20 protein-coding genes are annotated in these 24,773 nt (G+C 66.4%); 11 read left to right on the forward strand and 9 right to left on the reverse strand.

What is annotated here, in order from left to right; translation table 11 throughout:
* The first annotated feature begins 66 nt into the window (after positions 1 to 66).
* Together efp and EDC62_RS01940 are read left to right on the forward strand one after the other, a co-directional pair.
* A complete protein-coding gene (gene efp, locus EDC62_RS01935; protein ID WP_124219857.1) occupies positions 67 to 621 on the forward strand; it encodes an elongation factor P in 555 nt (184 codons plus the stop codon).
* Between the two features lie 70 nt (positions 622 to 691).
* Complete coding sequence (locus tag EDC62_RS01940) at positions 692 to 1,567, forward strand: LOG family protein (protein ID WP_124219859.1); 876 nt, start codon at positions 692 to 694, stop codon at positions 1,565 to 1,567.
* 16 nt (positions 1,568 to 1,583) lie between these two features.
* Here EDC62_RS01940 and EDC62_RS01945 read toward each other — a convergent pair whose 3' ends face one another.
* From EDC62_RS01945 to EDC62_RS01975, 7 genes are all read right to left on the reverse strand, one after another.
* On the reverse strand, positions 1,584 to 2,501 hold the full coding sequence (locus tag EDC62_RS01945) for a hypothetical protein (RefSeq protein WP_124219862.1): 918 nt from the start codon (positions 2,499 to 2,501) through the stop codon (positions 1,584 to 1,586).
* A gap of 198 nt (positions 2,502 to 2,699) precedes the next feature.
* Positions 2,700 to 3,500 (reverse strand): class I SAM-dependent methyltransferase, encoded by an 801-nt coding sequence (locus EDC62_RS01950; protein WP_124219865.1) that lies wholly within the window; start codon positions 3,498 to 3,500, stop codon positions 2,700 to 2,702.
* Between the two features lie 16 nt (positions 3,501 to 3,516).
* Positions 3,517 to 5,148 (reverse strand): DNA recombination protein RmuC, encoded by a 1,632-nt coding sequence (locus EDC62_RS01955; protein WP_124219868.1) that lies wholly within the window; start codon positions 5,146 to 5,148, stop codon positions 3,517 to 3,519.
* Positions 5,149 to 5,239: 91 nt separating this feature from the next.
* Positions 5,240 to 6,220, reverse strand: a complete 981-nt coding sequence (locus EDC62_RS01960) for a 2-hydroxyacid dehydrogenase (protein ID WP_124219870.1) — start codon at positions 6,218 to 6,220, stop codon at positions 5,240 to 5,242.
* Positions 6,221 to 6,231: 11 nt separating this feature from the next.
* Complete coding sequence (locus tag EDC62_RS01965) at positions 6,232 to 7,656, reverse strand: sodium:proton antiporter (RefSeq protein ID WP_124219872.1); 1,425 nt, start codon at positions 7,654 to 7,656, stop codon at positions 6,232 to 6,234.
* 64 nt (positions 7,657 to 7,720) lie between these two features.
* Positions 7,721 to 8,464 carry a nitroreductase gene (locus EDC62_RS01970; protein ID WP_124219874.1) on the reverse strand — a complete coding sequence of 248 codons (744 nt, stop codon included), beginning with the start codon at positions 8,462 to 8,464 and terminating at the stop codon, positions 7,721 to 7,723.
* Entirely contained in the window at positions 8,461 to 8,934 is a 474-nt protein-coding gene (locus tag EDC62_RS01975) for an acyl-CoA thioesterase (RefSeq protein ID WP_124219877.1), read from the reverse strand. The genes EDC62_RS01970 and EDC62_RS01975 overlap by 4 nt, the downstream gene beginning before the upstream one ends.
* Positions 8,935 to 9,193: 259 nt before the next feature.
* Between EDC62_RS01975 and phaP the strand changes: the two genes are divergently transcribed.
* The 7 genes from phaP to dnaG all read left to right on the forward strand — a co-directional run bounded on the left by phaP (position 9,194) and on the right by dnaG (position 17,508).
* Entirely contained in the window at positions 9,194 to 9,745 is a 552-nt protein-coding gene (gene phaP, locus EDC62_RS01980) for a TIGR01841 family phasin (RefSeq protein ID WP_124219879.1), read from the forward strand.
* 300 nt (positions 9,746 to 10,045) lie between these two features.
* On the forward strand, positions 10,046 to 10,804 hold the full coding sequence (locus tag EDC62_RS01985) for a 3-hydroxyacyl-CoA dehydrogenase (RefSeq protein ID WP_124219882.1): 759 nt from the start codon (positions 10,046 to 10,048) through the stop codon (positions 10,802 to 10,804).
* A gap of 142 nt (positions 10,805 to 10,946) precedes the next feature.
* Positions 10,947 to 11,969, forward strand: a complete 1,023-nt coding sequence (locus EDC62_RS01990; RefSeq protein ID WP_124219884.1) for an ABC transporter substrate-binding protein — start codon at positions 10,947 to 10,949, stop codon at positions 11,967 to 11,969.
* A 4-nt stretch (positions 11,970 to 11,973) separates the two neighbouring features.
* Positions 11,974 to 12,801, forward strand: a complete 828-nt coding sequence (locus EDC62_RS01995) for an ABC transporter ATP-binding protein (RefSeq protein ID WP_124219887.1) — start codon at positions 11,974 to 11,976, stop codon at positions 12,799 to 12,801.
* A 4-nt stretch (positions 12,802 to 12,805) separates the two neighbouring features.
* Entirely contained in the window at positions 12,806 to 13,633 is an 828-nt protein-coding gene (locus EDC62_RS02000) for an ABC transporter permease (protein ID WP_124219889.1), read from the forward strand.
* 64 nt (positions 13,634 to 13,697) lie between these two features.
* A complete protein-coding gene (locus tag EDC62_RS02005; RefSeq protein ID WP_124219892.1) occupies positions 13,698 to 15,536 on the forward strand; it encodes a gamma-glutamyltransferase family protein in 1,839 nt (612 codons plus the stop codon).
* Positions 15,537 to 15,594: 58 nt separating this feature from the next.
* Positions 15,595 to 17,508, forward strand: a complete 1,914-nt coding sequence (dnaG, locus tag EDC62_RS02010; RefSeq protein WP_124219894.1) for a DNA primase — start codon at positions 15,595 to 15,597, stop codon at positions 17,506 to 17,508.
* 2 nt (positions 17,509 to 17,510) lie between these two features.
* Here the strand turns inward: dnaG and EDC62_RS02015 are convergent, their stop codons facing one another.
* Positions 17,511 to 17,699 carry a hypothetical protein gene (locus tag EDC62_RS02015; protein WP_124219897.1) on the reverse strand — a complete coding sequence of 63 codons (189 nt, stop codon included), beginning with the start codon at positions 17,697 to 17,699 and terminating at the stop codon, positions 17,511 to 17,513.
* A 291-nt stretch (positions 17,700 to 17,990) separates the two neighbouring features.
* Here EDC62_RS02015 and rpoD point away from each other — a divergent pair, with 291 nt between their 5' ends.
* Both rpoD and EDC62_RS02025 read left to right on the forward strand, forming a co-directional pair.
* On the forward strand, positions 17,991 to 20,372 hold the full coding sequence (gene rpoD, locus EDC62_RS02020) for an RNA polymerase sigma factor RpoD (RefSeq protein ID WP_124219900.1): 2,382 nt from the start codon (positions 17,991 to 17,993) through the stop codon (positions 20,370 to 20,372).
* A 134-nt stretch (positions 20,373 to 20,506) separates the two neighbouring features.
* Positions 20,507 to 20,887, forward strand: a complete 381-nt coding sequence (locus tag EDC62_RS02025) for a DUF4148 domain-containing protein (RefSeq protein WP_124219902.1) — start codon at positions 20,507 to 20,509, stop codon at positions 20,885 to 20,887.
* Positions 20,888 to 20,978: 91 nt separating this feature from the next.
* Here the strand turns inward: EDC62_RS02025 and EDC62_RS02030 are convergent, their stop codons facing one another.
* Positions 20,979 to 24,677 (reverse strand): indolepyruvate ferredoxin oxidoreductase family protein, encoded by a 3,699-nt coding sequence (locus tag EDC62_RS02030; RefSeq protein ID WP_124219904.1) that lies wholly within the window; start codon positions 24,675 to 24,677, stop codon positions 20,979 to 20,981.
* Positions 24,678 to 24,773: the final 96 nt, after the last annotated feature.

The following is a 24,773-nucleotide window of genomic DNA, read 5'->3' on the forward strand; positions in this document are numbered from 1 at the left end:
CCCCCTGGGGTGCACAGAGACCGTGGGACCTCATGCAGCGGCAGCTCTTTCGACACTGGAATCGTTATGAAAATCGCACAGGAAATTCGCGCCGGCAACGTCATCATGCACGGCAAAGACCCGATGGTCGTCTTGAAGACCGAATACAGCCGCGGTGGCCGCAACGCCGCCACGGTGCGCATGAAGCTCAAAAGCCTGCTGAACAACTTCGGCACCGAAGTCGTCTTCAAGGCCGACGACAAAATGGACCAGATCATTCTGGACAAAAAGGAGTGCACCTACTCCTACTTTGCCGACCCGATGTACGTCTGGATGGACAGCGACTACAACCAGTATGAAGTCGAGGCCGAGAACATGGGCGACGCGCTCAACTACCTCGAAGATGGCATGAGCGCGGAAGTCGTCTTCTACGACGGCAAGGCCATTTCCGTCGAGCTGCCCACGACCGTCGTGCGCGAAATCACCTGGACCGAACCCGCCGTCAAGGGCGACACCTCGGGCAAGGTGTTGAAGCCCGCGAAGATCGCCACTGGCTTCGAAGTGGCGGTTCCGCTCTTCGTCGACCAGGGCGACAAGATCGAAATCGACACCCGCACGGGTGAATACAAAAAACGCGTCTGAACGACGCCCGCGACCGACAAGGCTCCATTCGGAGCCTTTTTTCTTTTGCCTCGCGCCGACCACTCGCACCATGGAAACCACGCAAGACATCACCGAACGCCGCATCGCCGATGCCTGGGCTGAGCTGCAAAACCACGCCGTCGCCGGGGGAACACTCAAACGCGACGCCTACCGACTGGCGTTTGCCGACCCCGAGTTCCTGCTGCGGCGTGAAACCCGCGGCATTCGCTTTCAGCTCGAGATGCTCAAGCCCGACTTGATGCAAAGCGAAGCTGGCGTCGAAAACACCATCGTCGTCTTTGGCAGCGCCCGTATGCTCCCGCCCGACGTCGCGCAGCGCGCGTTTGCCGCTGCACAGGCCGAAGGCGAGCCCGAGGCCATCCGCCGGGCCGAGCGCGACCTGCGCAACGCGCAGTGGTACGCGCAGGCCCGGGAATTCGCGCGCCTAGTCGCGACCGACAGCCTCGCCTGCCCCGCCGAGCAACGCCTCTACATCTGTACCGGCGGCGGCCCGGGCATCATGGAAGCAGCCACCCGCGGCGCGCACGATGTGGGCGCGCCCTCGGTCGCGCTCAACATCTCACTGCCGCACGAGCAGCATGCCAACCCCTACGTCACGCCGGAGCTGAGTTTCAAGTTCCACTACTTCGCGCTGCGCAAGATGCACTTCATGATGCGTGCCAAGGCGCTCGTGACTTTTCCCGGCGGCTTTGGCACGCTCGATGAACTGTTCGAAGTCGTCACCCTGGTGCAGACGAAGAAGGCCAAGCCCGTGCCGATCCTGCTCTTTGGCAGCGCGTACTGGAAGCGGCTCATCAACTTCGATCTGCTGGTCGAAGAAGGCGTGATCTCCCCCGAAGACCTCGACCTGCTGCACTTCGTCGACGATCCACTGACGGCCTGGAACCTCATTCGCGACTTCTACGGGCTGGCCCGCCCGGCTTGAATGAAGGGATTCAGGCTCAGTTGGCCAGTTGCACCAAATCCGGCACATTGGCCACACGCCGCATGGTCGCGGCAATGGCATCGGGGGTGTAGCGGATGCTCATGAACTGCCCGAGGTCGAGTGAAGGCCACGCCAGCGCGATGCGAAAGCGCGCCGCGGGCGAATAGATTTTGCCGCCGATCACGTAGATCTCATAAGGGAGCGCCGCGATGTGCTGCGGCCCGACGGGGCCGAGCTTGTTGACCCAGACTCCCTCGCCGTCGCGCGCGCTGTTGAGCGCAACACCCCAGACCGCCAACTTGTGCTCGGGCAGCACGAGTTCGTACACCGGTGCGGTGTCCGCGACATGCTCGGCGAGCCGGCTGCGCACGGTCCGAACCGCGGCGTCGAACTGCTGGAGATCGATCAATTCCGCACGGAACGAATCGAGCCGCTCCATCCCAGCCATGTAGCGATAGTCGGCCAGCGTCTGTTCCGGGACATCGCCACCGAACACCTCGCCGCGGCCCAGCGCCTGCTCCAGCCGCCCTTGCATCGCCCGCGCAACCGGCGCGGCGAGCGCGAACCGATCCCGGAAATAAGCCCGCAACCAGTATTCGGGCCGTGTGTAGCTGAGTTCACCGGAAGCGCTCACGCCCACCCGCTGCGGCGCGGCCAAAATGGCATGGCCGCCGACCTTGCCGATGGCATCGAGCAGCGCCGCATCGGTGTAGACCACGACGCCGCGCTCGCCCAGGCCCTTGGGCTGGTGGCGGCCCAGCAGCCGAAAACCGGCCGCCTCGAGCTTTTTTTCCACCCGGCTCATCTGCTCGTTCAGGCTGGATGCCGGCAGGGGATTCCCCCGCTGGTACGGCGCAACCGCGTGCGCCGCGTGCGCCAGGAGGCTCAGCAAGATCGCAACGATCAGCAAGCGCAGAGGGGGAAGCAGCGTCATGGGCGTGGGTGTGGGAAACGATGTGGAACCTGGCCCGTATGACGGCATCTCGGCCGGGCTGAACCACCCGCAAGCGGCGCACACCGACCGTCCGGTGTGTGCTGCGCGCGCGTGACTCAGGCAGCCCGAAATACCGTACCGAGTAAGGCTTGGATTCGAAACGAAGGCGCTGCGCCTGTCATCCGGACTTTCCCCAGCCTATTGCCCGCCGCTCCGAGGGCTGCTGGCCGGAATGCGGTAGAGCCACAGGATGCGCCCGTCGGGGCAGCGGAACTCAGCATCGGCGGGGCGGCCGGGAATGGGGAACTCCAGGCTTGCCAACCAAGTGCCGGGGCGCATGTCGCGCTGGGCTTTGTCCCATGCCCTGGGCATGCTCTCCGGGCGCTGGAACAGATAGACCAGATCCGCCACCGACCAGTCGGATTGCCACAAGTCCCCGCGGCGGATGTGCGCCTGAGGTAGCCGCCGCGCGCACAGCCAGGCGAGTACGGCACTGCGCTCCACCCCTTCGAGCCGGGCCTGTGGCCACGCCCGGGCCAGCGCCAGCAAACCATCGCCGAGGCCGCAGCCCGCGTCGAGCACGGTGGGCTTCGGCCCCAAAGGCAGCGCGGCGGCCAGGCCCTCGAAGGCGTCGTGCGGCGTCGGGAACAAAGGGGCGTCGCGCCAGGCCCCGAGCGGATAGAGCGCGAGCAAGGCGGCCAAGCCCAGCAACCAAGCCCAAGCGGTTTGCGCCGCACCGCCGCTCTCACCCGTGCCCTGCAGCAAGGCCCAGGCCAGTGGGAAACCCAGCGCCATCCACGCGCGCCGCATCCCCGTGGTGGGGGTCTGGCTTGCCAGCCCCACAGCCAGCACGCTGGCGCCGATGGCCGCGGGCCAAGGCCCGAGCGTCAGGACACGCAAGCCCGCATAGGCCAGAGCCGCCACACCCCAGCTGAGGACCGCAGGCAAAGGCCAGCGCAGCGTCGCCAGCCATTCGAGCGCAGCAGCGCGGCGGGGCATGACCAGCGGCAGCGTTTCAGTCCGCTGGGCCCAGCAGCGCCTGCGGGTCCAGGCCAGCGGGCGACTCCGGCGCCGGCAGTTCCTGTACGTCGCGCAGCTTGCGCTGGATGGCGCGGGTGCGCACGCCGACGTCGTCGAACTTCTTGGCGGCGGTGTCGATGGACTTCTTGGCGGCGTCGAGCGCGTCGCCAAACTTCATGAATTCGGTCTTCACCTGACCGAGCACCGCCCACACTTCGGATGAGCGCTTTTCGATCGCCAAGGTCTTGAACCCCATCTGCAGGCTGTTGAGCATGGCTGCGAGGTTGGCCGGGCCGCACACCATCACCCGGTGCTCGTTCTGCAGCGCCTCCATCAGGCCCGGGCGGCGCAGCGCCTCGGCGAACAGACCTTCGGTGGGCAGGTAGAGGATCGCAAAGTCGGTCGTGTGCGGCGGCGCGATGTATTTGCTGGCGATTTTCTTCGCCTCAAAGCGCAGCGAGTTCTCGAAGGCCGTGCCTGCGGCCAGGATGGCGGCGCGGTCGGCGCTGTCCTGCGCGTCCATGAGGCGCTGGTAGTGCTCGACCGGGTATTTCGCGTCGATCGGCAGCCACACGGGCTGCTCGTCGCGCCGACCGGGCAGGCGGATGGCGAATTCCACCAGCTCGTCGCTGCCAGGCGCGACCTTGACGTTGCGCGCGTACTGCTCGGGCGTGAGCACGTTGTCGATGATCGCGCCCAGTTGCACCTCGCCCCAGGTGCCGCGGGTTTTCACATTGGTCATGACGCGCTTCAAGTCGCCCACGCTGCCCGCGAGCGACTGCATCTCGCCCAGGCCCTTGTGTACCTGCTCGAGCCGTTCGCTCACCAGCTTGAACGAGTCGCCCAGGCGTTGCTCCAGCGTGGCGTGGAGCTTTTCGTCCACCGTGCGGCGCATTTCTTCGAGCTTGGCGGTGTTGTCGGCCTGAATCGCAGCCAGCCGCTCGTTGAGCGCGGTGCGCAACTGCTCGGCATTGGCCTGGCTGCCCTGCACCAGCGCGCTGAGCTGTTGCGAGAGTCCTTGTTGCAAGACGCTCGACTGCTGCTGCAAGCCGTCTTGCAGCACGCCGAACTGTTGGCGCAGCTGCGAGCTGCTGGCCTCGAGCTGGTCTTTGAGCGCCGCGGACATCGCCGCGAGCGCGCCGCTCAAGTCCGCGCGCGAGGCCGCAAGCGACTGCGCGAGCGCCGCGTCCATCGTGGCCAGCCGCTGCGCGAGCGCCGTCTCGAGCGCGGCGAGCCGCTGTGCGAGCGCGGCATCGAAACTGCCCAGCCGCTGCTCGAGCTTGACCTCGAACCCGGCAAACGCGGCCAGCAGCTCGGCGCGGCCGTTGCGTGACTCCGCCACCGCCTGCGCCAACCGCTCGTCCACCACCGCGCGCAAGGCCTCGGCCTGCGCCCCGCTGGCCTGGCTGGCGCTCCGCGCCTGGTCGGCCATGGCATCGAGCACCCCCCCGTTTTGCGCCACGGCCAGACGCGTGTCTTGCACCGCTTGCTCCATCGCCTGCAGCCGTGCGGCCCACTCGGGCGGCAGATCCACCCGCGGGCGGCGCCACAGCAGCAGCACCAGCAGCGAAAGGGCCACCACCAGCGCCAGCGACAGGCCCCAGAGCCAAAGTTCAGACACCAGCATTGTTGTTTCCCCGCCCTAAAAAAATCACAAAATAGTAGCAACTAAGCATGCATTCATGCAGGCAAACGGGCAAATGATCGAAAAAATCGACTCAGCGCAGCACCTGCGGGTTCACCGGCGTGCGCGGCCGGCCCGTGGTGAAGAAGTCGATGAGGTTGTCCGCTGCCAGGTTCGCCATGGCCAGCCGGGTGCCGCGCGTGGCGCTGGCGATGTGGGGCGTCAGCACCACGTTGGGCACGGTCAGCAGATCGGGATGGACCCGCGGCTCGCCTTCGAACACATCGAGCCCCGCAGCGGCGATGCGCCGCTCGCGCAAGGCACGGGCGAGCGCGGCGTCGTCGACGATGCCGCCGCGCGCGAGATTGATCAGCGTCGCCGTCGGCTTCATCCGCGCGAGCTCTTCCGCACCGATGGTGTGGTGCGACTCGGCGCTGTAGGGCAACACCAGCATCACATGGTCGGCTGTGCGCAGCAACTCGTCCTTTTCCACGTAGCGCGCGCCGCAGGCCGCCTCGATCTCGCCGGCGAGCCGGCTTCGGTTGTGATACAGCACCCGCATGCCAAAACCCAATGCCGCGCGCCGCGCGACCGCCTGGCCGATGCGCCCCATGCCGATGATCCCCAGCGTGCTGCCGTGCACCTCGGCGCCCAGGAACAGGTCGTAGCGCCAGTTTTTCCACAGGCCCGCGCGCAGGAAGTGCTCGCTCTCGCACACCCGCCGCGCGGTCGCCAGCAGCAGCGCCATGCCGAAGTCCGCCGTGGTCTCTGTCAACACGTCCGGCGCGTTGGTGCCCAGCACACCCGCCGCCGTCATGGCCGCCACATCGAAATTGTTGTAGCCCACGGCCATGTTGGCGACGATGCGCAGCCCCGGGCACGCGGCGAGCAGATCGGCGTCAATGCGTTCGCTGCCGGTGGTCAGCACGCCGGCCTTGCCCTGCAAATGGGCGATGAGCTCAGCCCGGCTCCAGATCACATCGTCGGGGTTGGCTTCCACCTCGAAGTGCGTGGCCAGGCGCTCCACCACCTCGGGAAACACGGCACGCGCCACCAGAACGGCTGGTCGGCTCATGAGTTCTCGCCTCAACGGAAGAAGATGAAGGTCATGGCCAGGAACAGCGGCACCAGAATGCCGCAGGACCACAGCATGTAACCAAAGAAGCTCGGCATCTTCACGCCGCGGTCCTCGGCGATGGCCTTGACCATCAGGTTCGGCGCGTTACCGATGTAGCTGTTCGCCCCCATGAACACCGCGCCCGCCGAGATCGCAGCCAAGGTCGCGGCATGCGTGGTCATGAGCACCGCCGGGTCGCCGCCCGCGGTGTTGAAGAACACCAGGTAGGTCGGTGCGTTGTCGAGGAAGGAGCTCAGCGCACCGGTCGCCCAGAAATACATCGCCGGGTCGGGCGTGCCGTCGGCGCGCGTGACGGCCGAGACCACCGCGCCGAACGGCCCGTTCACGCCGGCCTTGAGCATGGCGATCACGGGGACGATGGTCAGGAAGATGCCAGCGAACAGCTTGGCCACCTCCTGCATCGGGCCCCAGCCGAACTGGTTGTCGGCATGCACCTGCTTGGGCGTGATCGCCAGCGACACCGCTGCCACGGCGATCAGCCCGATGTCACGCACCAGCCCCGGCAGCCCCACCTCGGCACCGGCCACATGCCAGACCACGTCGGATTTCCACAGCCCGCTCATGAGCACCAGGCCGACGATGACGAGCAGCAGCACGAAATTGATCGCGCCATCAAAGCCCAGGCGCGGCGTATCGGGCGTGGGGTCGCGGGGCAGAAGCTCCTCGCGGCGGTGGTAGTACCAACTGTCGAGCGCGTAGAAGATCGCCAGCAAGGCGCCCACGAGGAACAGGGTCTCCGGGAAGATGTGCGAGACGGTCCAAAAGAAATCCACCCCTTTGAGAAAGCCCAGGAACAGCGGCGGGTCGCCCAGCGGCGTGAGCGAGCCGCCCGCGTTAGAGACGATGAAAATAAAGAACACCACCACATGCGCGGTGTGCTTGCGGTTGTCGTTGGCGCGAATCAGCGGGCGGATCAGCAGCATCGACGCGCCGGTCGTGCCCATCAGGCTCGCCAGCACCGCGCCGATGGCCAGAATGCTGGTGTTGAGCCCAGGGCTTCCGTGCAGGTTGCCGCGGATGAAGATGCCGCCTGCCACGGTGAACAAGGCGGTGAGCAGAATCACGAAGGGAATGTATTCAGCCACCGCCGCATGCACCAGCACCCCGCCGGCGGCGCCCGGCCCGTACGCAGCCGCAAACGGCAGCAGAAACGCCAGCGCCCAGCCTGCAGCCACCTTGCCGTAGTGGTGGTGCCAGAAGAATGGCGCCAACAAAGGCATGAGCGCAATCGACAGCAAAATGCCGGCGAAAGGCACCGCCCAAAGCACAGACAGGTTCGCCCCGTCGAGGTCGGCGGCGACCGCCAGCGAGGGAACGCTGGCGATCGCCAGGGCAAGAGTTGCGGCCCCAAGGGCGCGCCGGGTGGTTTTCATGAGCGAAGGTCTCCGGTGACGTCGTCAGAAATGCAACGTGAAGGCGCGCTCGGGCGGTGATACATCAGGCCAGCCAGTGCGTGAAGGCCTCGACGGGCTCACGCTCGGTGCGAAAGTGGTTCTCGGGTGCGGATTCATCGGCGTAGCCCAGCGCCATGCCGCAAACCAGCATTTCATCGGCACCGGCGCCGATGTGCGGCAACACGATCTTCGCAAAGCCGTTCCATGCCGCCTGCGGGCAGGTATGCAGCCCGCGCGCCCGCGCCGCCACCATGATGTTTTGCAGAAACATGCCGTAGTCGAGCAGGCTGCCGCGGCCCAGGATGCGGTCGATGGTGAACATCATCCCCACCGGCGCATCGAAAAAGCGGAAATTGCGCTGGTGCTGCGCGTGCATCCGTGCCTTGTCGGTCTTGCCGATGCCGAGCGCGCCGTACAGCCCCCAACCGCAGGCGCGCCGCCGGTCGATGTACGGGCTGACCCATTTCTCGGGGTAATAGTCGTACTCTTCCCGGTACTCGGCCGCGAGCGCCGGGTCGGCAGCGAGCGCGTCGTGCGCGGCGCAGACCTTCTGCACCAAGCTGTCGCGCGCCGCCCCTTGCAACACGTAGACCTTCCAGGGCTGGGTGTTGGTGCCACTGGGTGCGCGCGATGCCACCCGCAAAAGATGCTCGATGGTCTCGCGCGGAACGGCACGCTGCAGGAAGGCGCGCGCCGAGAAGCGGCTTTCGATCGCCGCGTCGACGCTGTCGGGGTCGCGGACCACGGTACTGACCGGCTCGCTCGGTCGGGTGTTGGGTGCATTCATTGCAGTGTCTCCAAAACGCCCCGGAGCACCGGCGGCAATGGCACCGGCCGGCGGCTCTGCCGGTCGACGTAAACATGGACGAAGTGGCCATGCGCGGCGCTCAACGCCTCGCCTTCCGCAAACAGCCCAATCTCATAGCGCACGCTCGATCCACCGAGCCGCGCGACGCGGATTCCCGCCTCGACGGTCTGCGGAAACGCCAGCGGCGCGAAATAATGGCATTGCGTTTGCACCACCAGCCCGATGACGACGCCATGCTCGATGTCGAGCACGCCACGCTCGATCAGCGTGGCATTGACCGCCGTGTCGAACCAGCTGTAGTACACGACGTTGTTCACGTGCCCGTACACGTCGTTGTCCATCCAGCGCGTGCTGATGGAGCGCCAGGCCCGAAAGTCGGCGCGCGGCCGTGGCGCGGGACGGGACTCGGGGCTTCGCGGGGGCTCGGTGCTTGGGCGTGTCTCGCTCATCGTGGCTCGGCGGGCGTGTTCATGCGCTGCGATTCTGCCAGCGGCGCCGCCAGAAGGCGCATGAAATCGTCGGTGTCGTCACCCGACACGGATCGGTCTCTAGAAAATCACCTCTATTTGTTGCGCCGCAACAAAAAAATGCTTGCATTCGGGAAAACCCGCCCTACAATTTGTCCATGCTGCACTGCAACATGAATCGGGCTCTTCCCGGGTCGGTTCGGCGCAGATGGTGAAACCCCAACCTGAAGGAGAATTTCCGATGCTGACCCCCGAACAACTGCTGGCCGCGCAAAAAGCCAACATGGAGACCTTGTTTGGTCTGACCAACAAAGCCTTTGAAGGCGTCGAGAAGCTCGTCGAGCTCAACCTCGCCGTCGCCCGTGCCACGCTCAAAGAGAGCGCTGAGAATACCCAGGCGCTGCTGAGCGCCAAGGACGCCCAGGAACTGCTCGCCCTGCAAGCCGGCATGTTCCAGCCGCTGGCTGAAAAGGCCGCTGCGTACAGCCGTCATGTCTACGAAATCGCGCAGTCGACCGGCGCCGAGTTCACCAAGACCTTTGAAGCCCAGGCCGAAGACGCGCAGCAAAAGTTCGCCGCTTTGCTCGACAACGCGGCCAAGAACGCGCCGGCCGGCTCCGAAACCGCCGTCGCCATGATGAAGAGCGCCGTCGCTGCCGCCAACAATGCGTACGAGTCGGTGCAAAAGGTCGTCAAGCAAGCCGCGGACGTCGCTCAAGCCAACATGGAAGCCGTGGCCTCGACCACCGCGACCGCGGCCAAGACGGCGACCGCCGGCGCTAAAAAGCGCTGAAGACCAAAGGCAACGCTGAATAAGTTCCCGCGAGGGGCTTTTTCAGCGTTGCCCAAAGCCCGCAGACCGAGGTGGAAATGGAGCGCTCGCTCTAGCAAACCATCGGCCTGTTCGGGCATAATTTGAACTTGAACGGTCGTTCGAAACACTCGTGCGATCCTGTATTGGTTGTCTCCTCGGGTCCTTTCGAAACCTCTAAGGTTCAGGGATCCTTTCAAAGGCTGGTCTTGCGACCAGCCTTTTTTTTGCCTTGGGCATAATTGACGTTTACGTTAACGTCAACTCATCCAGGAGACTTCCATGCAAATCGAAGGCAAGGTGTTCATCGTCACCGGCGGCGCGTCGGGCCTCGGTGAAGGCACGGCGCGCATGCTCGCGGCCCATGGCGGCAAGGTCGTCATCGCGGACATGCAGGCCGACAAGGGCCAGGCCGTAGCGACGGCCATCGGCGGCGCCTTCGTGCGGTGTGATGTGAGCAGCGAGAGCGACGGCCAGGCGGTCGTGGCCCAGGCGGTGTCACTGGGCAAGCTCATGGGCTTGGTCAATTGCGCGGGCATCGCGCCCGCCGAGCGGACGGTGGGCAAGAACGGGCCGCACAGCCTGGCCACTTTCACCAAGACCGTCATGGTCAACCTGGTAGGCAGCTTCAACATGATTCGGCTCGCCGCCGACGCGATGTGCAAGAACGAGCCCGAGTCCACGGGTGAGCGCGGCGTGCTGATTTCCACCGCCAGCGTGGCGGCCTACGATGGACAGATCGGCCAGGCGGCCTACAGCGCCAGCAAGGGCGGGGTCGTCGGCATGACGCTGCCAATCGCCCGGGACCTCGCGCGCAACGGCATTCGCAACATGACGATCGCCCCCGGCATCTTCGGCACCCCGATGCTGTTTGGTATGCCGCAAGAGGTGCAAGATGCCTTGGCGGCGAGCGTGCCCTTCCCCAGCCGCTTGGGCACGCCCGAGGATTACGCGAAGTTGGTCAAGCACATCATCGAAAACGAGATGCTCAACGGCGAAGTGATCCGGCTCGACGGCGCCATCCGCCTCGCCCCGCGCTGAAAAGCTCCTGATTTGGTAGCACTTAAGCGCCATTTCACGCTGGCATACTGGCGTTTTGTCGGCTTTTTTGCCCCGGGAGTATGATTTTTGCGCCCTGGCAGCCGCTGGGGGCACCCTAAGAACATTTCCAGGAGACAACCCTATGAAACGCCGCCTCGTTCTCGCCAGCGGCCTCGCCGCGGCGCTGCCCCTGCCCGCGCCCGCGCAAAGCCTCGAAAAACCGAAGCTCACGATCGCGGTCGGCGGCAAGAACCTGCTCTACTACCTGCCGCTGACGGTGGCCGAGCAACTCGGTTACTTCAAAGCCGAGGGGCTCGATGTCACCATCGTCGATTTCGCCGGCGGCGCCAAGGCGCTACAAGCCGTGGTCGGCGGCAGCGCGGACGTGGTTTCGGGCGCGTTCGAGCACACGTTGAACATGCAGCTCAAGGGCCAGCCCATGCGCGCCTTCGTGCTGCAGGGGCTCGCCCCGCAGATCGTGCTGGGCATCAATCCCAAGACCCTGCCCAACTACAAGACCCCGGCCGACCTCAAAGGCAAGAAGATCGGGGTTTCGGCGCCGGGCAGTTCGACCAACATCGTGGCCAACTTCGTGCTCGCCAAGGCCGGGCTCAAGCCGACGGACTTTTCCGTGATCGGAGTGGGCGCGGGCAACGGGGCGGTCGCTGCCATGCGTGCCGGGCAGATCGACGCGATCAGCAACCTCGACCCGGTCATCACGCTGCTGCAACGCTCGGGCGACCTGCAGATCATCGCCGACACCCGCAAGCCCGCCGAAGCGGAAAAAGTCTTCGGCGGCCCCATGCCGGCGGGCTGCCTCTACGCGCCCGTGGCCTTTCTCGACAAGTACCCGGCAACGGCCCAAGCGCTTGCCAATGCCATCGTGCGCGCCGATAAGTGGATTCAGCAGGCGGGCGCCGGCGACATCATCAAGGCCGTGCCGGAGAGCTACCTGCTTGGCGATCGCGCGGTGTACGTGGACGCCTTCCTCGCCGCCAGGGGCGCGCTCTCGCCCGACGGACTGATCCCCGAAAAAGGCGCCGAAACCGCCTACCGCGCGCTCGCCAGCATCGACCCGAAGATGGCTGCCGCCAAGCTCGACCTCAAGGCCGTCTACACCAACGAGTTCGCGAAGAAGGCCAACGCCAAGTACCCGAAGGGTTGAGCCGGTGACGCGCGCACACACCGCCGCGGCGCTCGAATTCCGCGGCGTTTCCTGCACCTTCGTGTCCCGGGATGCCCCGGCGCAGCGCTACACCGCCGTGCGCGACGTGGATCTCACCGTCGCCGCGGGCGAGTTTGTGAGCGTCGTCGGCCCCACGGGCTGTGGCAAGAGCACGCTGCTCAATGTGGCGGCTGGCCTGCTGATGCCGAGCACCGGCACGATCCGCGCGTTTGGCGAGCCCGTCGTCGGCGTCAACCGCCGGGCGGGCTACATGTTCCAGGCCGAGAGCCTCATGCCCTGGCGCACCGCGCGCGACAACGTGGCCGCGGGGCTGGAATTTCGCGGCGTGCCCCTCGCCGAGGCGCGTGCGCAGGCCGACGATTGGCTGCGCCGCGTCGGCTTGGGCAGCTTTGGCGACCGCTACCCGCACCAGATGAGCGGCGGCATGCGCAAGCGCGCAAGCCTCGCGCAAACCCTGGTGCTCGACCCCGACATCATCCTGATGGACGAGCCGTTTTCCGCACTCGACATCCAGACTCGGCAGCTCATGGAAAACGAGTTGCTCGACCTCTGGCAGCGCAAGAAAAAAGCCGTGCTGTTCATCACCCACGACCTCGATGAAGCCATCGCCATGAGCGACCGTGTCGTCGTGCTCTCCGCCGGTCCGGGCAGCCACCCCATCGGTGACTTCAGCATCGACATTCCCCGCCCCCGCGACGTCGCCGAGGTGAAGATGACGCCGCGTTTCATCGACTTGCACCGCGCCATCTGGGACGTGCTGCGCGAAGAAGTGCTCAAGGGCTACACCCAGCAACTGCAAAAGGTGGGCTGAAACGATGTGGCAACTCCTCAAGCCCCGGGCCGGCACGCTGCGCCTGTGGCAGGGCGCGCTGCTGCTCGCCTTGTTCGCGTTCTGGCATGTGATGACGCAGCCGGGGCTGATTCCGCCTTTCATGTTCGACAACGACCGCCAGGCCGCGTTCTTCTTTGGCCAGCCGCTCGTGGTGCTGAGCCGGATCTGGGCCTGGTTCGTCACCGACGCCGACATCTACCCGCATCTGTGGGTGACGCTGCTGGAGACGGTGGCGGCTTTTGGCATCGGCTCCGTGCTGGGGCTGGCTGCGGGCCTGTGGCTCGCGCTCGCGCCCATGGCCTCGGCCATCCTCGACCCGTTCATCAAGGCCGCCAACTCCATGCCCCGCATCATCCTGGCACCGATTTTCTCGGTGTGGTTTGGGCTGGGCATGGGCTCGAAGATCGCGCTGGGCGTCACGCTCGTGTTCTTCATCGTGTTCTTCAACGTCTACCAGGGCGTGAAGGAGGTGAGCCCCGTGGTGCTCGCCAACGCGCGCATGCTCGGTGCGAACCAGCGCCAGCTGCTGCGCCATGTCTACCTGCCCAGCGCGACGAGCTGGGTGTTCAGCTCGCTGCACACCTCCGTCGGGCTGGCCTTCGTCGGCGCGGTGGTCGGTGAGTACCTGGGTTCGGCCTCGGGTGTGGGCTACCTGATCCTGCAAGCCGAGGGCAGCTTCGACATCAATACCGTCACGGCCGGCATCCTGGTGCTCACCGCGTTCGCGCTGGCCCTTGACGCTGCCGTGGGCCGCATCGAGCGACAGCTGATGAAGTGGCAGCCCAAGGCGGGTGAGACCGAGAAACTCTGACAGCCGCAGCGAACGCTGCGAGTATCGCTACCGGGCCGAGAACGAACTCGTCAAAGGAGCCGCCATGAATGGAACCTTCCGTCGTTGCCGCAGCGCTTGGCTCGGCCTCGCAGCCGCCTGCCTGCTCGCCGCCTGCGCGAGCGCCCCGCCGCGGCTCGAGTACGCCGTCCCGAACCAGCCCGAGGCCGCCACGGGCCTCAATGCCAAACCGGGCTGGACAACCGCGCGTTTTGCGGTCGCCGCTGCCAACCCGCTGGCCACCGATGCGGGCTACCAGGTCTTGAAGGCGGGCGGCAGCGCAGTCGATGCCGCCGTCGCGGTGCAAATGGTTCTGGCGCTGGTCGAGCCGCAGTCGAGCGGCCTCGGCGGCGGCGCCTTCCTGCTGCACTGGGACGGACGCCGCGTGCAGGCCTACGACGGGCGCGAGACCGCACCGGCCGCGGCCGATGAAACGCTGTTTCTGCGACCCGACGGCCAGCCCATGGCCTTTCACGAAGCGGTCGTCGGTGGCCGCTCGGTCGGCGTGCCTGGCGCGGTGCGCATGCTGGAGCTCGCCCACCGTCAGCACGGCCGCTTGCCGTGGTCCGAGTTGTTCCGGCCCGCGATCACGCTCGCCGAGCAGGGCTTCCCGATGAGCCCGCGCCTGCACAGCCTGCTCGCCAACGACCGCTTCCTGCGCGACGACCCGGTGGCGCGCGCCTATTTCTACGGTCCAGATGGGCAACCCTGGCCGGTGGGCCACAGGCTCCAGAACCCAGAAATGGCCGCCGTGCTGCGCCTGATCGCCACACAAGGATCGCGCGCGCTGCACGAAGGGCCGGTGGCAGCGGCCATCGTCGCGAAGGTGCAAGGCCATGCGAAGAACCCCGGCACGCTTTCGACCACAGACCTTGCCCGCTATCAGGCCAAGGAGCGCGAACCGCTGTGCCACGGCTGGACCGCACGCGGCCGGAGTCTGCGCCTCTGCGGCATGCCGCCACCGAGTTCGGGCGCGCTCGCGATCGGGCAGATCCTCGGGCTGCTCGCCCACACGCCCGCGGCCGAGATCCCGCTCGAAGCGGGCTTACCCTCGGCCGACTGGCTGCACCTCTACACCGAAGCGGCACGCCTGGCGTTTGCCGACCGCGCACAATACGTCGCCGACCCCGACTTCGTCGCACCGCCTGCGGGCACGTGGTCGAGTCTGCTTGCCCCGGCTTACCTGGCCGAACGCGCCAAGCTCATCGGCGTGGCGCCCGACGCCCCGTCGATGAAGCTCGCCCGTCCGGGCCACCCCGGACGGCTCCAGACCAGCCTCGCCCCCATGCCCGAGCAGGTCGAGCACGGCACCAGCCACATCAGCATCGTCGATGCCGAGGGCCACGCGCTCGCCATGACCACCACCATCGAGGACGCCTTCGGCTCGCGGCAAATGGTCACCACCCAGCCCGCGCGCAGCGGCGGCTTCCTGCTCAACAACGAGCTCACCGACTTCAGCTTCACGCCCCGAGACGCCAGCGGCACACCGATTGCCAACCGCGTACAGCCCGGCAAGCGCCCGCGCTCGTCGATGTCGCCCACGCTGGTGTTCGACGCGGCCACGGGTGAACTGCTGATGAGTGCCGGCAGCCCAGGCGGCGCACTCATCATCCACTACACTGTCAAGACGCTCTATGGCAGCCTGCAATGGGACCTGAGCCCGCAGAAAGCCATCGACCTGCCCAATTTCGGCTCGCTCAACGGACCGACCTTGCTCGAGGAAAAACGCTTCCCGGCAGCCACCGTCGAGGCGTTGCGCCGACGCGGCGCCGAGGTGCGTGAAATGCCCATGACCAGCGGCCTGCAAGCCCTCATGCGGCGGCCCGGCGGCGGCTGGCTGGGCGGCGCCGACCCGCGACGCGAAGGGGTGGTTTTGGGAGACTGAGGCGAGCGTCGGGTTCCCCGCGGCGCTGGCTGGGGATCGAATCGGCGAAAATGGCCGCGTGGCCATTCCCCAGTCCTTCATCGACGAGCTGCTCGCCCGGGTCGACATCGTCGACGTCGTCGGCCGCTACGTGCCGCTGCGTAAAGCCGGCGCGAGCTTCGTCGGTCTGTGCCCGTTCCACAGCGAAAAATCCCCGAGCTTCAACGTCGTTCCGACCAAGCAGTTCTACCATTGCTTTGGCTGTGGCGCGAGCGGCGACGCCATCCGATTCCTGATGGAGCACCTCGGCCTGGGGTTCATCGACGCGGTCGAGGATCTGGCCACGCAGGTCGGCCTGACCGTGCCCAAGGAAGAGCGCAGCCTTGCCGATCAAGCCCGTGACGCCGCCGAGCGCACACGCCGCCAGACCTTGGGTCTGGTGCTCGAGCAAGCCGCCCAGGCCTGGCGGCGCGCCCTCAAAGACGCGCCGCGGGCGATCGAATACCTCAAAGGGCGCGGCGTCAGCGGTGCGGTCGCGCGCCAGTACGGGCTCGGTTACGCGCCGCCGGGCTGGCACTTCCTCGCCGGGGTTTTCCCGAATTACGACGATCCCCTGCTGGAGGAAAGTGGGCTGGTCATCACCCAAGGCGAGGACGAGGGCGAGCGCCGCCGGTACGACCGCTTCCGCGACCGCATCATGTTCCCGATCCGCAACATCAAAGGCGACTGCATCGGCTTTGGGGGGCGCGTGCTGGGCGATGAAAAACCCAAATACCTCAACTCGCCCGAAACCGCCCTGTTCCACAAGGGCCGCGAGCTGTATGGCCTCTACGAAGCCCGCCAGGCGATCCATCAAGCCGGCTACGCGCTGGTCACCGAGGGCTATATGGACGTGGTGGCACTCGCCCAACTGGGCTTTCCGAATGCGGTTGCGACCTTGGGCACGGCCTGCACCCCGGAACATGTGCAAAAGCTGTTTCGACAAACCGACTCCGTCGTCTTCAGCTTCGACGGTGACGCTGCCGGCCGACGCGCGGCGCAAAAAGCCTTGATCGCCGCCCTGCCCCACGCCACCGACCTGCGCAGCGTCCGCTTTTTGTTCTTGCCGCCCGAACACGACCCCGACAGTTACATCCGCGCCTTGGGGCAGGCCGCGTTCGCGGAGCGCGTCGCCGAGGCAGTGCCGCTCTCGCGCTTCCTCCTCGAAGTCGCGGCGCAGGAATGCGACCTCGACAGCGCCGAAGGCCGGGCCCGCATGGTGCGGGCCGCCCAAGCGCTTTGGCAAGCGCTCCCCGAGGGCGCGCTGCGCCTGCAGATCCTGGAGGACTTGGCACGCGCCGCCCAGATGAGCACCGCCAACCTCCTTGCGGTCTGGCAAGCCAACCCCGCAACAAGCGGCACGCCCGCGGGTGGCCGCAGCGACACCGCGCCTCACGGAGCGCCGACCTACCCGGCGGCGGGACGCGGCCATCCCGGCGCCGTGCGGTTTCCGGGCACGAGCCGCAGACCGCTGCGGCGCCCCGCGCCCATCGGCAAGGCAGACCATGCCGCGCGTCTGGTGCTCGATGACATGGCCCAGTGGGAACATCTCACGCACGAGGATCAAGCCCTGCTGTGCGCGCTGCCCGAGCCGCATGGCGAGCTGTTCCGGTGGATCGACCGGACCTTCCATGACCAAGGGCCGCTCCCCTGGGGCACGCTGCGCGAGGCCTTGCGCGGAGAGCCGTTCGAGGATCTGGCGCTGCGCGCGATGTCGCTCGCCCGCGAACTGGCCCGCGGCAGCGACGAGCGTCGCCCCCATGAAGCCCAACAGGAGTTGCGCGGCCTGCTCAATCGCATGCTGCTCGAACATTTGAGCGCACTCGAAAACGAGGCCGTCGCGCAGGCCGCGGAGGACCCCTCTGCGCTCGATCGCTTGCGCGCCCTGCACGAGCGCCGGCGCCAACTCCAGGCGGGGCTCGACGCCGTCGAATCGCCCGCGTCGAGCCCTTGAACCTAAATCCGGCAGTTGGGCGCGCCCGGGCGGGCCGCCATCGGGCGCGCGGGCAAGGCGCAAACCGCAGACATGGCGGGTGCCATGGCGAAGATTTGCAACGCCGCCCCCGGGCCCGAGGGTGGCTTGACCGGGTGCGCAGCGCTCACCCGGGCGGTGAACCGCCTCCGCAACAAAAGCCATTGCAACAACAACACTTTGCATTCAGCGAGAAGCGGTCAACTGCCGGATTTAGGTTGAATACCTGCCGGATCGGATATACTTACCGGTTGCCTACGGCAAGAGCGACAGCAGCACCTCCGGGCCAGGCCAACCGCAGCCAGCGTCTACCGCGCTCGACCGGCCACCTTACCGCAAGGACTGCACGCCAAATGTTCGCCCACCATCTTGCCTCGAGTGCCGGCCCATGCGGGCTGGCGTGAACGCGCCGCTGCGTCCGTAGCGCCGCGCGCCGTGTGTAGTTTTGTGTTTCGAGGTTCCAGATGCCTGCTTCCACGTCGAAGAAACCGGCCGCGGCCGGGCATTCCATTGTGCGCGACACCCCGGCGAAGAACCCGCGAGCCGCCGCGGCGGCCGCCGGTGTCGCAGCCCCAAGCTCGTCTGAAACCATCGTTCGGAAAGTCGTCCCCGTGCCTGCATCCAAAACCCCTGCCGAAAAGTCTGCCAAGAAGAAATCTGCCGCTGCCGCCGTCGAAAAACTCGACTCCGAACTGGCCGTGAGCGAAGCCGAAGCCCCTGCCCGCAAAAAACCGGGACGCCCGGCGGCCGCCAAGAAAACCACCGCCGCAAAGACGGGTGGCGCCAAACGCGGCCGCAAGCCCAAGGCCAAGGCGGGCGACGAGATCGGACTCGAAGAAGATCTCGACCTGATCGAAGTCGAAGAAGAGCTGATCGAGGAGACCGAAGTCGCGGCCGAGCCGACCGCAGAAAAGGTCAAGCCCCTGCGCATGAAGATCAGTAAGGCGAAGGAACGCGCCTTGATGAAGGAGTTCGGCCTCGACGAAACCGTGCTCTCCGAGGAAGACTTGGCCAAGCGGCGCGAGCGGCTCAAGAAGCTCATCAAGCTCGGCAAGACGCGCGGCTATCTGACCCACGGCGAAATCTCCGACCACCTGCCCGACAAGCTCGTCGACGCCGAGACGCTCGAGGTCGTGGTCAACATGCTCAACGACATGGGCGTGGCGGTCTACGAGCAGACCCCGGACGCCGAGACGCTGCTGCTGAGCAATGCGGCGCCGACCGCCGCCTCGGAAGAAGAGGCCGAAGAAGAAGCCGAGGCCGCGCTTTCCACCGTCGACAGCGAATTTGGCCGTACGACCGACCCGGTGCGCATGTACATGCGCGAGATGGGCACGGTTGAACTGCTCACCCGCGAGGGCGAAATCGAGATCGCCAAGCGCATCGAGGCAGGCCTGACGGCGATGATGGAAGCGATCAGCGCGTCACCCGCCACGATTGCCGAGATCCTTCGCATGGCCGAAGAGATCCGCGAGGGCAAGGTCGTCATCTCCACCGTAGTCGATGGTTTCGTCAACGCGAACGAAGCCGACGACTACGTTGCCGAGGAAGACTTCGACGAGTTCGACGAAGCCGACGACGACGATGGCAAGGGCGGTTCGAAGGCACTCACGAAGAAGCTCGAAGAGCTCAAGAACCAGGCGCTCGAACGCTTCGATCGCATTGCCGTGCTGTTCGAAAAGCTGCACAAGGTCTACGACCGCGAAGGTTGGGGCACCCCGGCCTACCAGAAGGCGCAGAAGGCGCTGTCGGACGAGCTCATGACCATCCGCTTCACGGCCAAGACGATCGAGAAGCTTTGCGACATGGTGCGCGCGCAGGTGGACGACATCCGCAAGAAAGAGCGTGAGCTGCGCCGAATCATCGTCGAGCGGTGTGGTTACCCGCAGGAGCAATTCGTAGCCGAATTCAGCGGGCCGAACTCGCACCTGCTCGACCTGCAATGGATCGAGCGTCAAGCCGCTGCCGGCAAGCCCTGGAGCGCAGTGATGGCGCGCAACATCCCGCCGGTGCAGGATCTGCAGCAAAAACTCATCGACCTCCAGGCCCAGGTGGTCGTGCCGCTGCATGAGCTCAAGGACATCAACAAGCGCATGAACGAAGGCGAGACCATGGCCCGCAGCGCGAAGAAAGAAATGATCGAGGCGAACCTGCGCCTGGTCATCTCGATCGCGAAGAAATACACGAACCGCGGCCTGCAGTTCCTCGACCTCATCCAGGAAGGCAACATCGGCCTCATGAAAGCGGTCGACAAGTTCGAGTACCGGCGCGGCTACAAGTTTTCGACCTATGCCACCTGGTGGATACGGCAAGCCATCACGCGATCGATCGCGGATCAGGCGCGCACCATCCGCATCCCGGTGCACATGATCGAGACCATCAACAAGATGAACCGCATCAGCCGGCAGCACCTGCAGGAGTTCGGCTACGAGCCCGACGCGAGCGTGCTGGCCGAGAAGATGGGAATCCCGGAAGACAAGATCCGCAAGATCATGAAGATCGCCAAAGAGCCGATCTCGATGGAAACCCCGATCGGTGACGATGACGACAGCCACTTGGGCGACTTCATCGAAGACAGCAGCAACGTCGCGCCGGTGGATGCGGCGATGCAGGCTGGCTTGCGCGAAGTCGTCAAGGAAATCCTCGACAGCCTGACCCCGCGTGAGGCCAAGGTGCTGCGGATGCGCTTTGGCATCGAAATGGCCAGCGACCATACCCTCGAAGAGGTGGGCAAGCAGTTCGACGTCACGCGCGAGCGCATTCGCCAAATCGAAGCCAAGGCGCTGCGAAAGCTCAAGCACCCGAGCCGCTCGGACAAACTGCGCAGCTTCATGGACACACTCTGATACCGAAATTTGCAGGGTTGGACGGAATGCGGTCAACGCCGAGCAATACCCAGCCGTTGTCAGACCTGCATGGAAGTGCATCGCGCTTCCGGGCAAACCCACTGTATCCGGTCCAACTTTTCAAAGGATTGACCATGAAATTGAAGCTCGCTCTGCTCGCCCTTCTCGCTGGCTCTTCGCTCGTTGCTCAGGCTCAGGCTCCGGCCGCTGCCCCGGCGCGCGCCGAAGTCAAGGCCGAGGCCAAGGAAGCCATGAAAGCCGGTGAAGTCGCCACCGGCGACAAGCCCGCTCCGGCCAAGGCCGCCAAGTCGACCAAGCAGCGTGCCGAGGTCAAATCCGAAGCCAAGGAAGCCATGAAGACCGGTGAAGTCGCCACTGGCGACAAACCCGCTCCGGCCAAGGCCACCAAGTCGACCAAGAAGCGTGCGGAAGTCAAGGCTGAAGCCAAGGAAGCCGCCAAGGCCGGCACCATCCCTGCGGGCGAAAAGCCCGTGACCGGCGAAGCGAAGAAGTAAACCTTCTTGGCCAACGCCAAATCCAGGGCCTTCGGGCCCTTTTTTCTTGCCTGAAACCAAGGCGGAAAGCATTCCGGTAGTCGGCGCTGTCTCAACCTGCACGAGCAACCGGAATGCCGCGCAACTGGCCCGCTTGCGCGGTGCGCACCGGCGCGGGATATCGCTTGGGGTCGAAGCGGTGCAGCAGTTCGGCCTCGCGCAGCCGGGCCTGAGCGACTTGGGCCGCCTTCACATGTCCATAGCCGCGCAGGGACAGCGGCAGTGCGGCGATCTGCACCGCAAGATCCACACGCTTCGGGCTTCGAGCATCCGCGCCTTCGAGCGCGGCAAGGAGTTCGTCGACGCGTGCCTCGTAGTCGGCGAGCAGGCGGCGCTCCATGCGCCGCTCGGCGGTATGGCCGAAGGGGTCGAGCGGCGTGCCGCGCAGCCGTCGGCCCTGAGCCAGCAGGCGCAGCAGTGGCCGCACCCAGGGCCCGAAGCGCCATTTGCGCGGCGGCTGGCCGCCCCGGGCGCGCGCGAGCAGCGGGGGCGCGAAATGGTAGGTGAGCGTGTAGGACCCTTCGAAATGGGCCTCGAGCGCGCGCTCGAGGCTACCGTCGCTGTAAAGCCGCGCCACTTCGTATTCATCCTTCACGCTCATGAGCTTGAGGAGACTGCGGGCGTAAGTCTGCGCCAGCCGGCCTTCTCGGCCCACCGTGCCCCAGGCTGCCTCACGCGCACGCACGGCGGCGACGCGCTGGCGGTAGCGCTCGGCCCAGGCCGCGTCTTGGTAAGCGCGCAAATGGGCCACGCCGGCCTGGACATAGCCATCGAGGTCGAAGGCCGCCTCGGTCGCTGATCGCAGATCTGCGGCGGCACCTGGCGTGTGCGCGGCCACGCGCAGCGCTTCGAGGGCCCGCGCATCACCAGCGGCGAGGCGCCCGAGTGCGAAAGCGCGGCGATTGGCGTCGACCGCCACGGCGTTGAGCTCGATGGCGCGCTCGAGGGCCGCGCGGGATAAGGGCACCAGACCCCGCTGCCACGCAAAACCCAGCGCCAGGATGTTGGCCGTGACGGTGTCGCCGAGGAAGTCCTCGGCCAGCGCCTGTGCGTCGAAGGTCTGCACCCGCTCCTCGCCCGCCGCATGGCACAACTTGGCGAGCAGTTCGGGCACGTGCAGATCGGCATCGGGGTTCCGCAAGGACTCGGCCACCGGAGTCTCGTGCAGGTTGGCCAGGATGCGGGTGCGACCGTGGCGCACGGTCTGCAGGGCCTCGGGCGAGGCTGCCACCACCAGGTCGCAGGCCAGCACCGCGTCCGCCTGCTGCGTATCGATGCGCACTTGGTGGAGCCGCTCCGGCCGGTCGGCCAGACGAACGAAGCTCAGCACGGCGCCACCTTTTTGCGCAAAGCCCATGAAGTCGAGCACGCTCGCGCGCTTGCCCTCGAGGTGCGCCGCCATCGCCACGATCGCCCCGACCGTGACCACGCCGGTGCCACCGACGCCGGTGATCAGCAGGTCATAAGGTGCCTGCCAGACATGCGACCCGGGCTCAGGCAAGGCGCGCACCGCGGCCTCGAAGGCGCTGGCCGCGGGGCCTGCCAAGGCACCGAGACTGCGCCGGATGCGCGCGCCCTGGACACTGACGAAGCTCGGACAAAAACCGTCGGCACAGCGTTCGTCCTGATTACAGGCGGTCTGGTCGATGCGGCGCTTGCGGCCAAACAGCGCCGCCGACGGCCCGCTCGCGTCGGGCAGCACGGCGACGCAATTGCTTTGCACGGTGCAGTCGCCACAGCCTTCACACACCGCCTCGTGGATGAAGAGCCGCTGCGGCGCCTCGGCCAGCGCGCCTTTCTTGCGACGGCGGCGCTTCTCGGCAGCGCAGGTCTGCTCGTAGATGAGCACGGTCACGCCTGGGGTGTCGCGCAGGCGGCGCTGCACCGCATCGAGCTCGCTGCGATCGGCAAAGGTGGTCATGGCCGGGAAACGGCTGCGCAAGCCAGCGTACTTGCCGATGTCGTCGGACACGACGGCAACAGCGCTGACGCCTTCGCTTTCGACCTGGCGCGCGATCGCATCGACGCTGATGCGGCGATCGACCGGCTGGCCGCCGGTCATCGCAACGGCGTCGTTGTAGAGGATCTTGTACGTGATGTGGGCGCGCGCGGCGACCGCTTGGCGGATCGCCAGCGTGCCCGAGTGGTAAAAGGTGCCGTCGCCGAGGTTCTGAAAGACATGGGGCACGCGCGTAAAGCGTGCATGCGAGACCCAGTCCACCCCTTCGCCCCCCATCTGAATCAGGCCCGCGGTGCTGCGGTCCATCCAGTTCGCCATGAAATGGCAGCCGATGCCCGCGCGCGCGGTGGAGCCCTCGGGCACCACGGTGCTGGTGTTGTGCGGGCAGCCGGCGCAGAAATACGGCAGCCGCTTGACCGTGTCGGCGGCGTTTGAGAGCAGCTCGGGCACCGTGAAGTCGCGCACATGCTGTAGATGGTCGTTGAAGGTGGCTGCGTCGGGAAAATGCCGTTGTAGCCAGTGCGCGAAGATTTCGATGAGGCGCGAGGGGCGCAACTCGCCGGTGGCGGCAATGAGCGGCGCCCCCCGTCGGTCGTGCTTGCCGACGATGGCCGGGCGCGCCGACGGCGGCGCGTTGTAGAACAAAGCCCGCAGTTGCTGCTCGACCACGGGCGCTTTTTCCTCGACGACCAAAATTTCCTCGAGCCCCTCGGCAAAGGCACGCAGCCGCGTCGGCTCCACCGGCCAGGCCAGGCCCACTTTGTAGAGGCGCACGCCTGCGGCCGCGAGCTGCGCGAGGCTGATGTCGAGCCGCCGCAGCACCTCCATCAAGTCCAGATGCGCCTTACCACAGGTCACGATGCCCAGCCGCGCCTGCGGCGCCTCGATGACCATGCGGTCGATGCGGTTGACGCGCGCAAAGGCCGCCACCGCCTCGAGCTTGGCTGCGAGCCGCGTCTCGATCGCCAGCGAGGGCAGGTCGGGCCAGCGGTAATGCAGCCCATCGGCGGGCGGCGTGTAGCCGGTCGCGGCGCGCACCGCCTCAGGGCCGACCCAGGCACGCACACGCGACTGCACCGCGTCGAGGTCCACCGTACCGGCGCTCTCGACCACCTCCGAGAGCGCCGCCATCGCCACCCAGGCGCCCGAAAAGCGCGACAAGTCCCAGCCGTAGAGCCCGAACTCGAGCAACTCGGCGACGTTGGCCGGCTGCAGCACCGGCATGTGGAAGGCGGCAAACAGCGCATCGCTTTGATGCGGCATGGATGAGGACACGCAGCCGTGGTCGTCCCCGGCCACCACCAGAACACCGCCGTGGGGGGAGGCGCCAAAGGCATTGCCGTGCTTGAGCGCGTCGCCGGCGCGGTCCACACCCGGCCCCTTGCCGTACCAGAGCGCAAACACCCCGTCGGCCGTGCGCTCGGGGTCGGACTCGACGCGCTGCGTGCCGAGCACCTGCGTGGCCGCCAGTTCTTCGTTGACGGCCGGCACGAAGTGCGCGCCCGCCTCCTCGAGCCGGGTGCCGGCCTTCCACAAAGCCTGATCCAGCCCGCCGAGCGGCGAGCCCCGGTAGCCGCTCACGAAGCCGCGGGTGTTCCAGCCCGCTGCTGCGTCGCGCGCGCGCTGCATTCGCAAGAGACGCACCAGCGCCTGGGTGCCGCTGAGAAACACCACGCCCTCGTCGGCCCACAGCGCGTCGTCCAGCCGATAGCCAGGGCGTTGCAACGGCGGTGCTTCAGCGATGCGATCCGATGCGCTTTCGCACGGTGCTGGGGCCGGATGGGTGAACATGGCGCAGCCTCCTCGTGGGGAACGGTGGAGGCGCCAGTTTCTGCGCACGCTCGGAGAAACCGTTTGCTCTTTTCGCCAAGATCGGCATGATTACGA

Source organism: Tibeticola sediminis (assembly GCF_003843835.1).
Classification (GTDB): domain Bacteria; phylum Pseudomonadota; class Gammaproteobacteria; order Burkholderiales; family Burkholderiaceae_C; genus Tibeticola; species Tibeticola sediminis.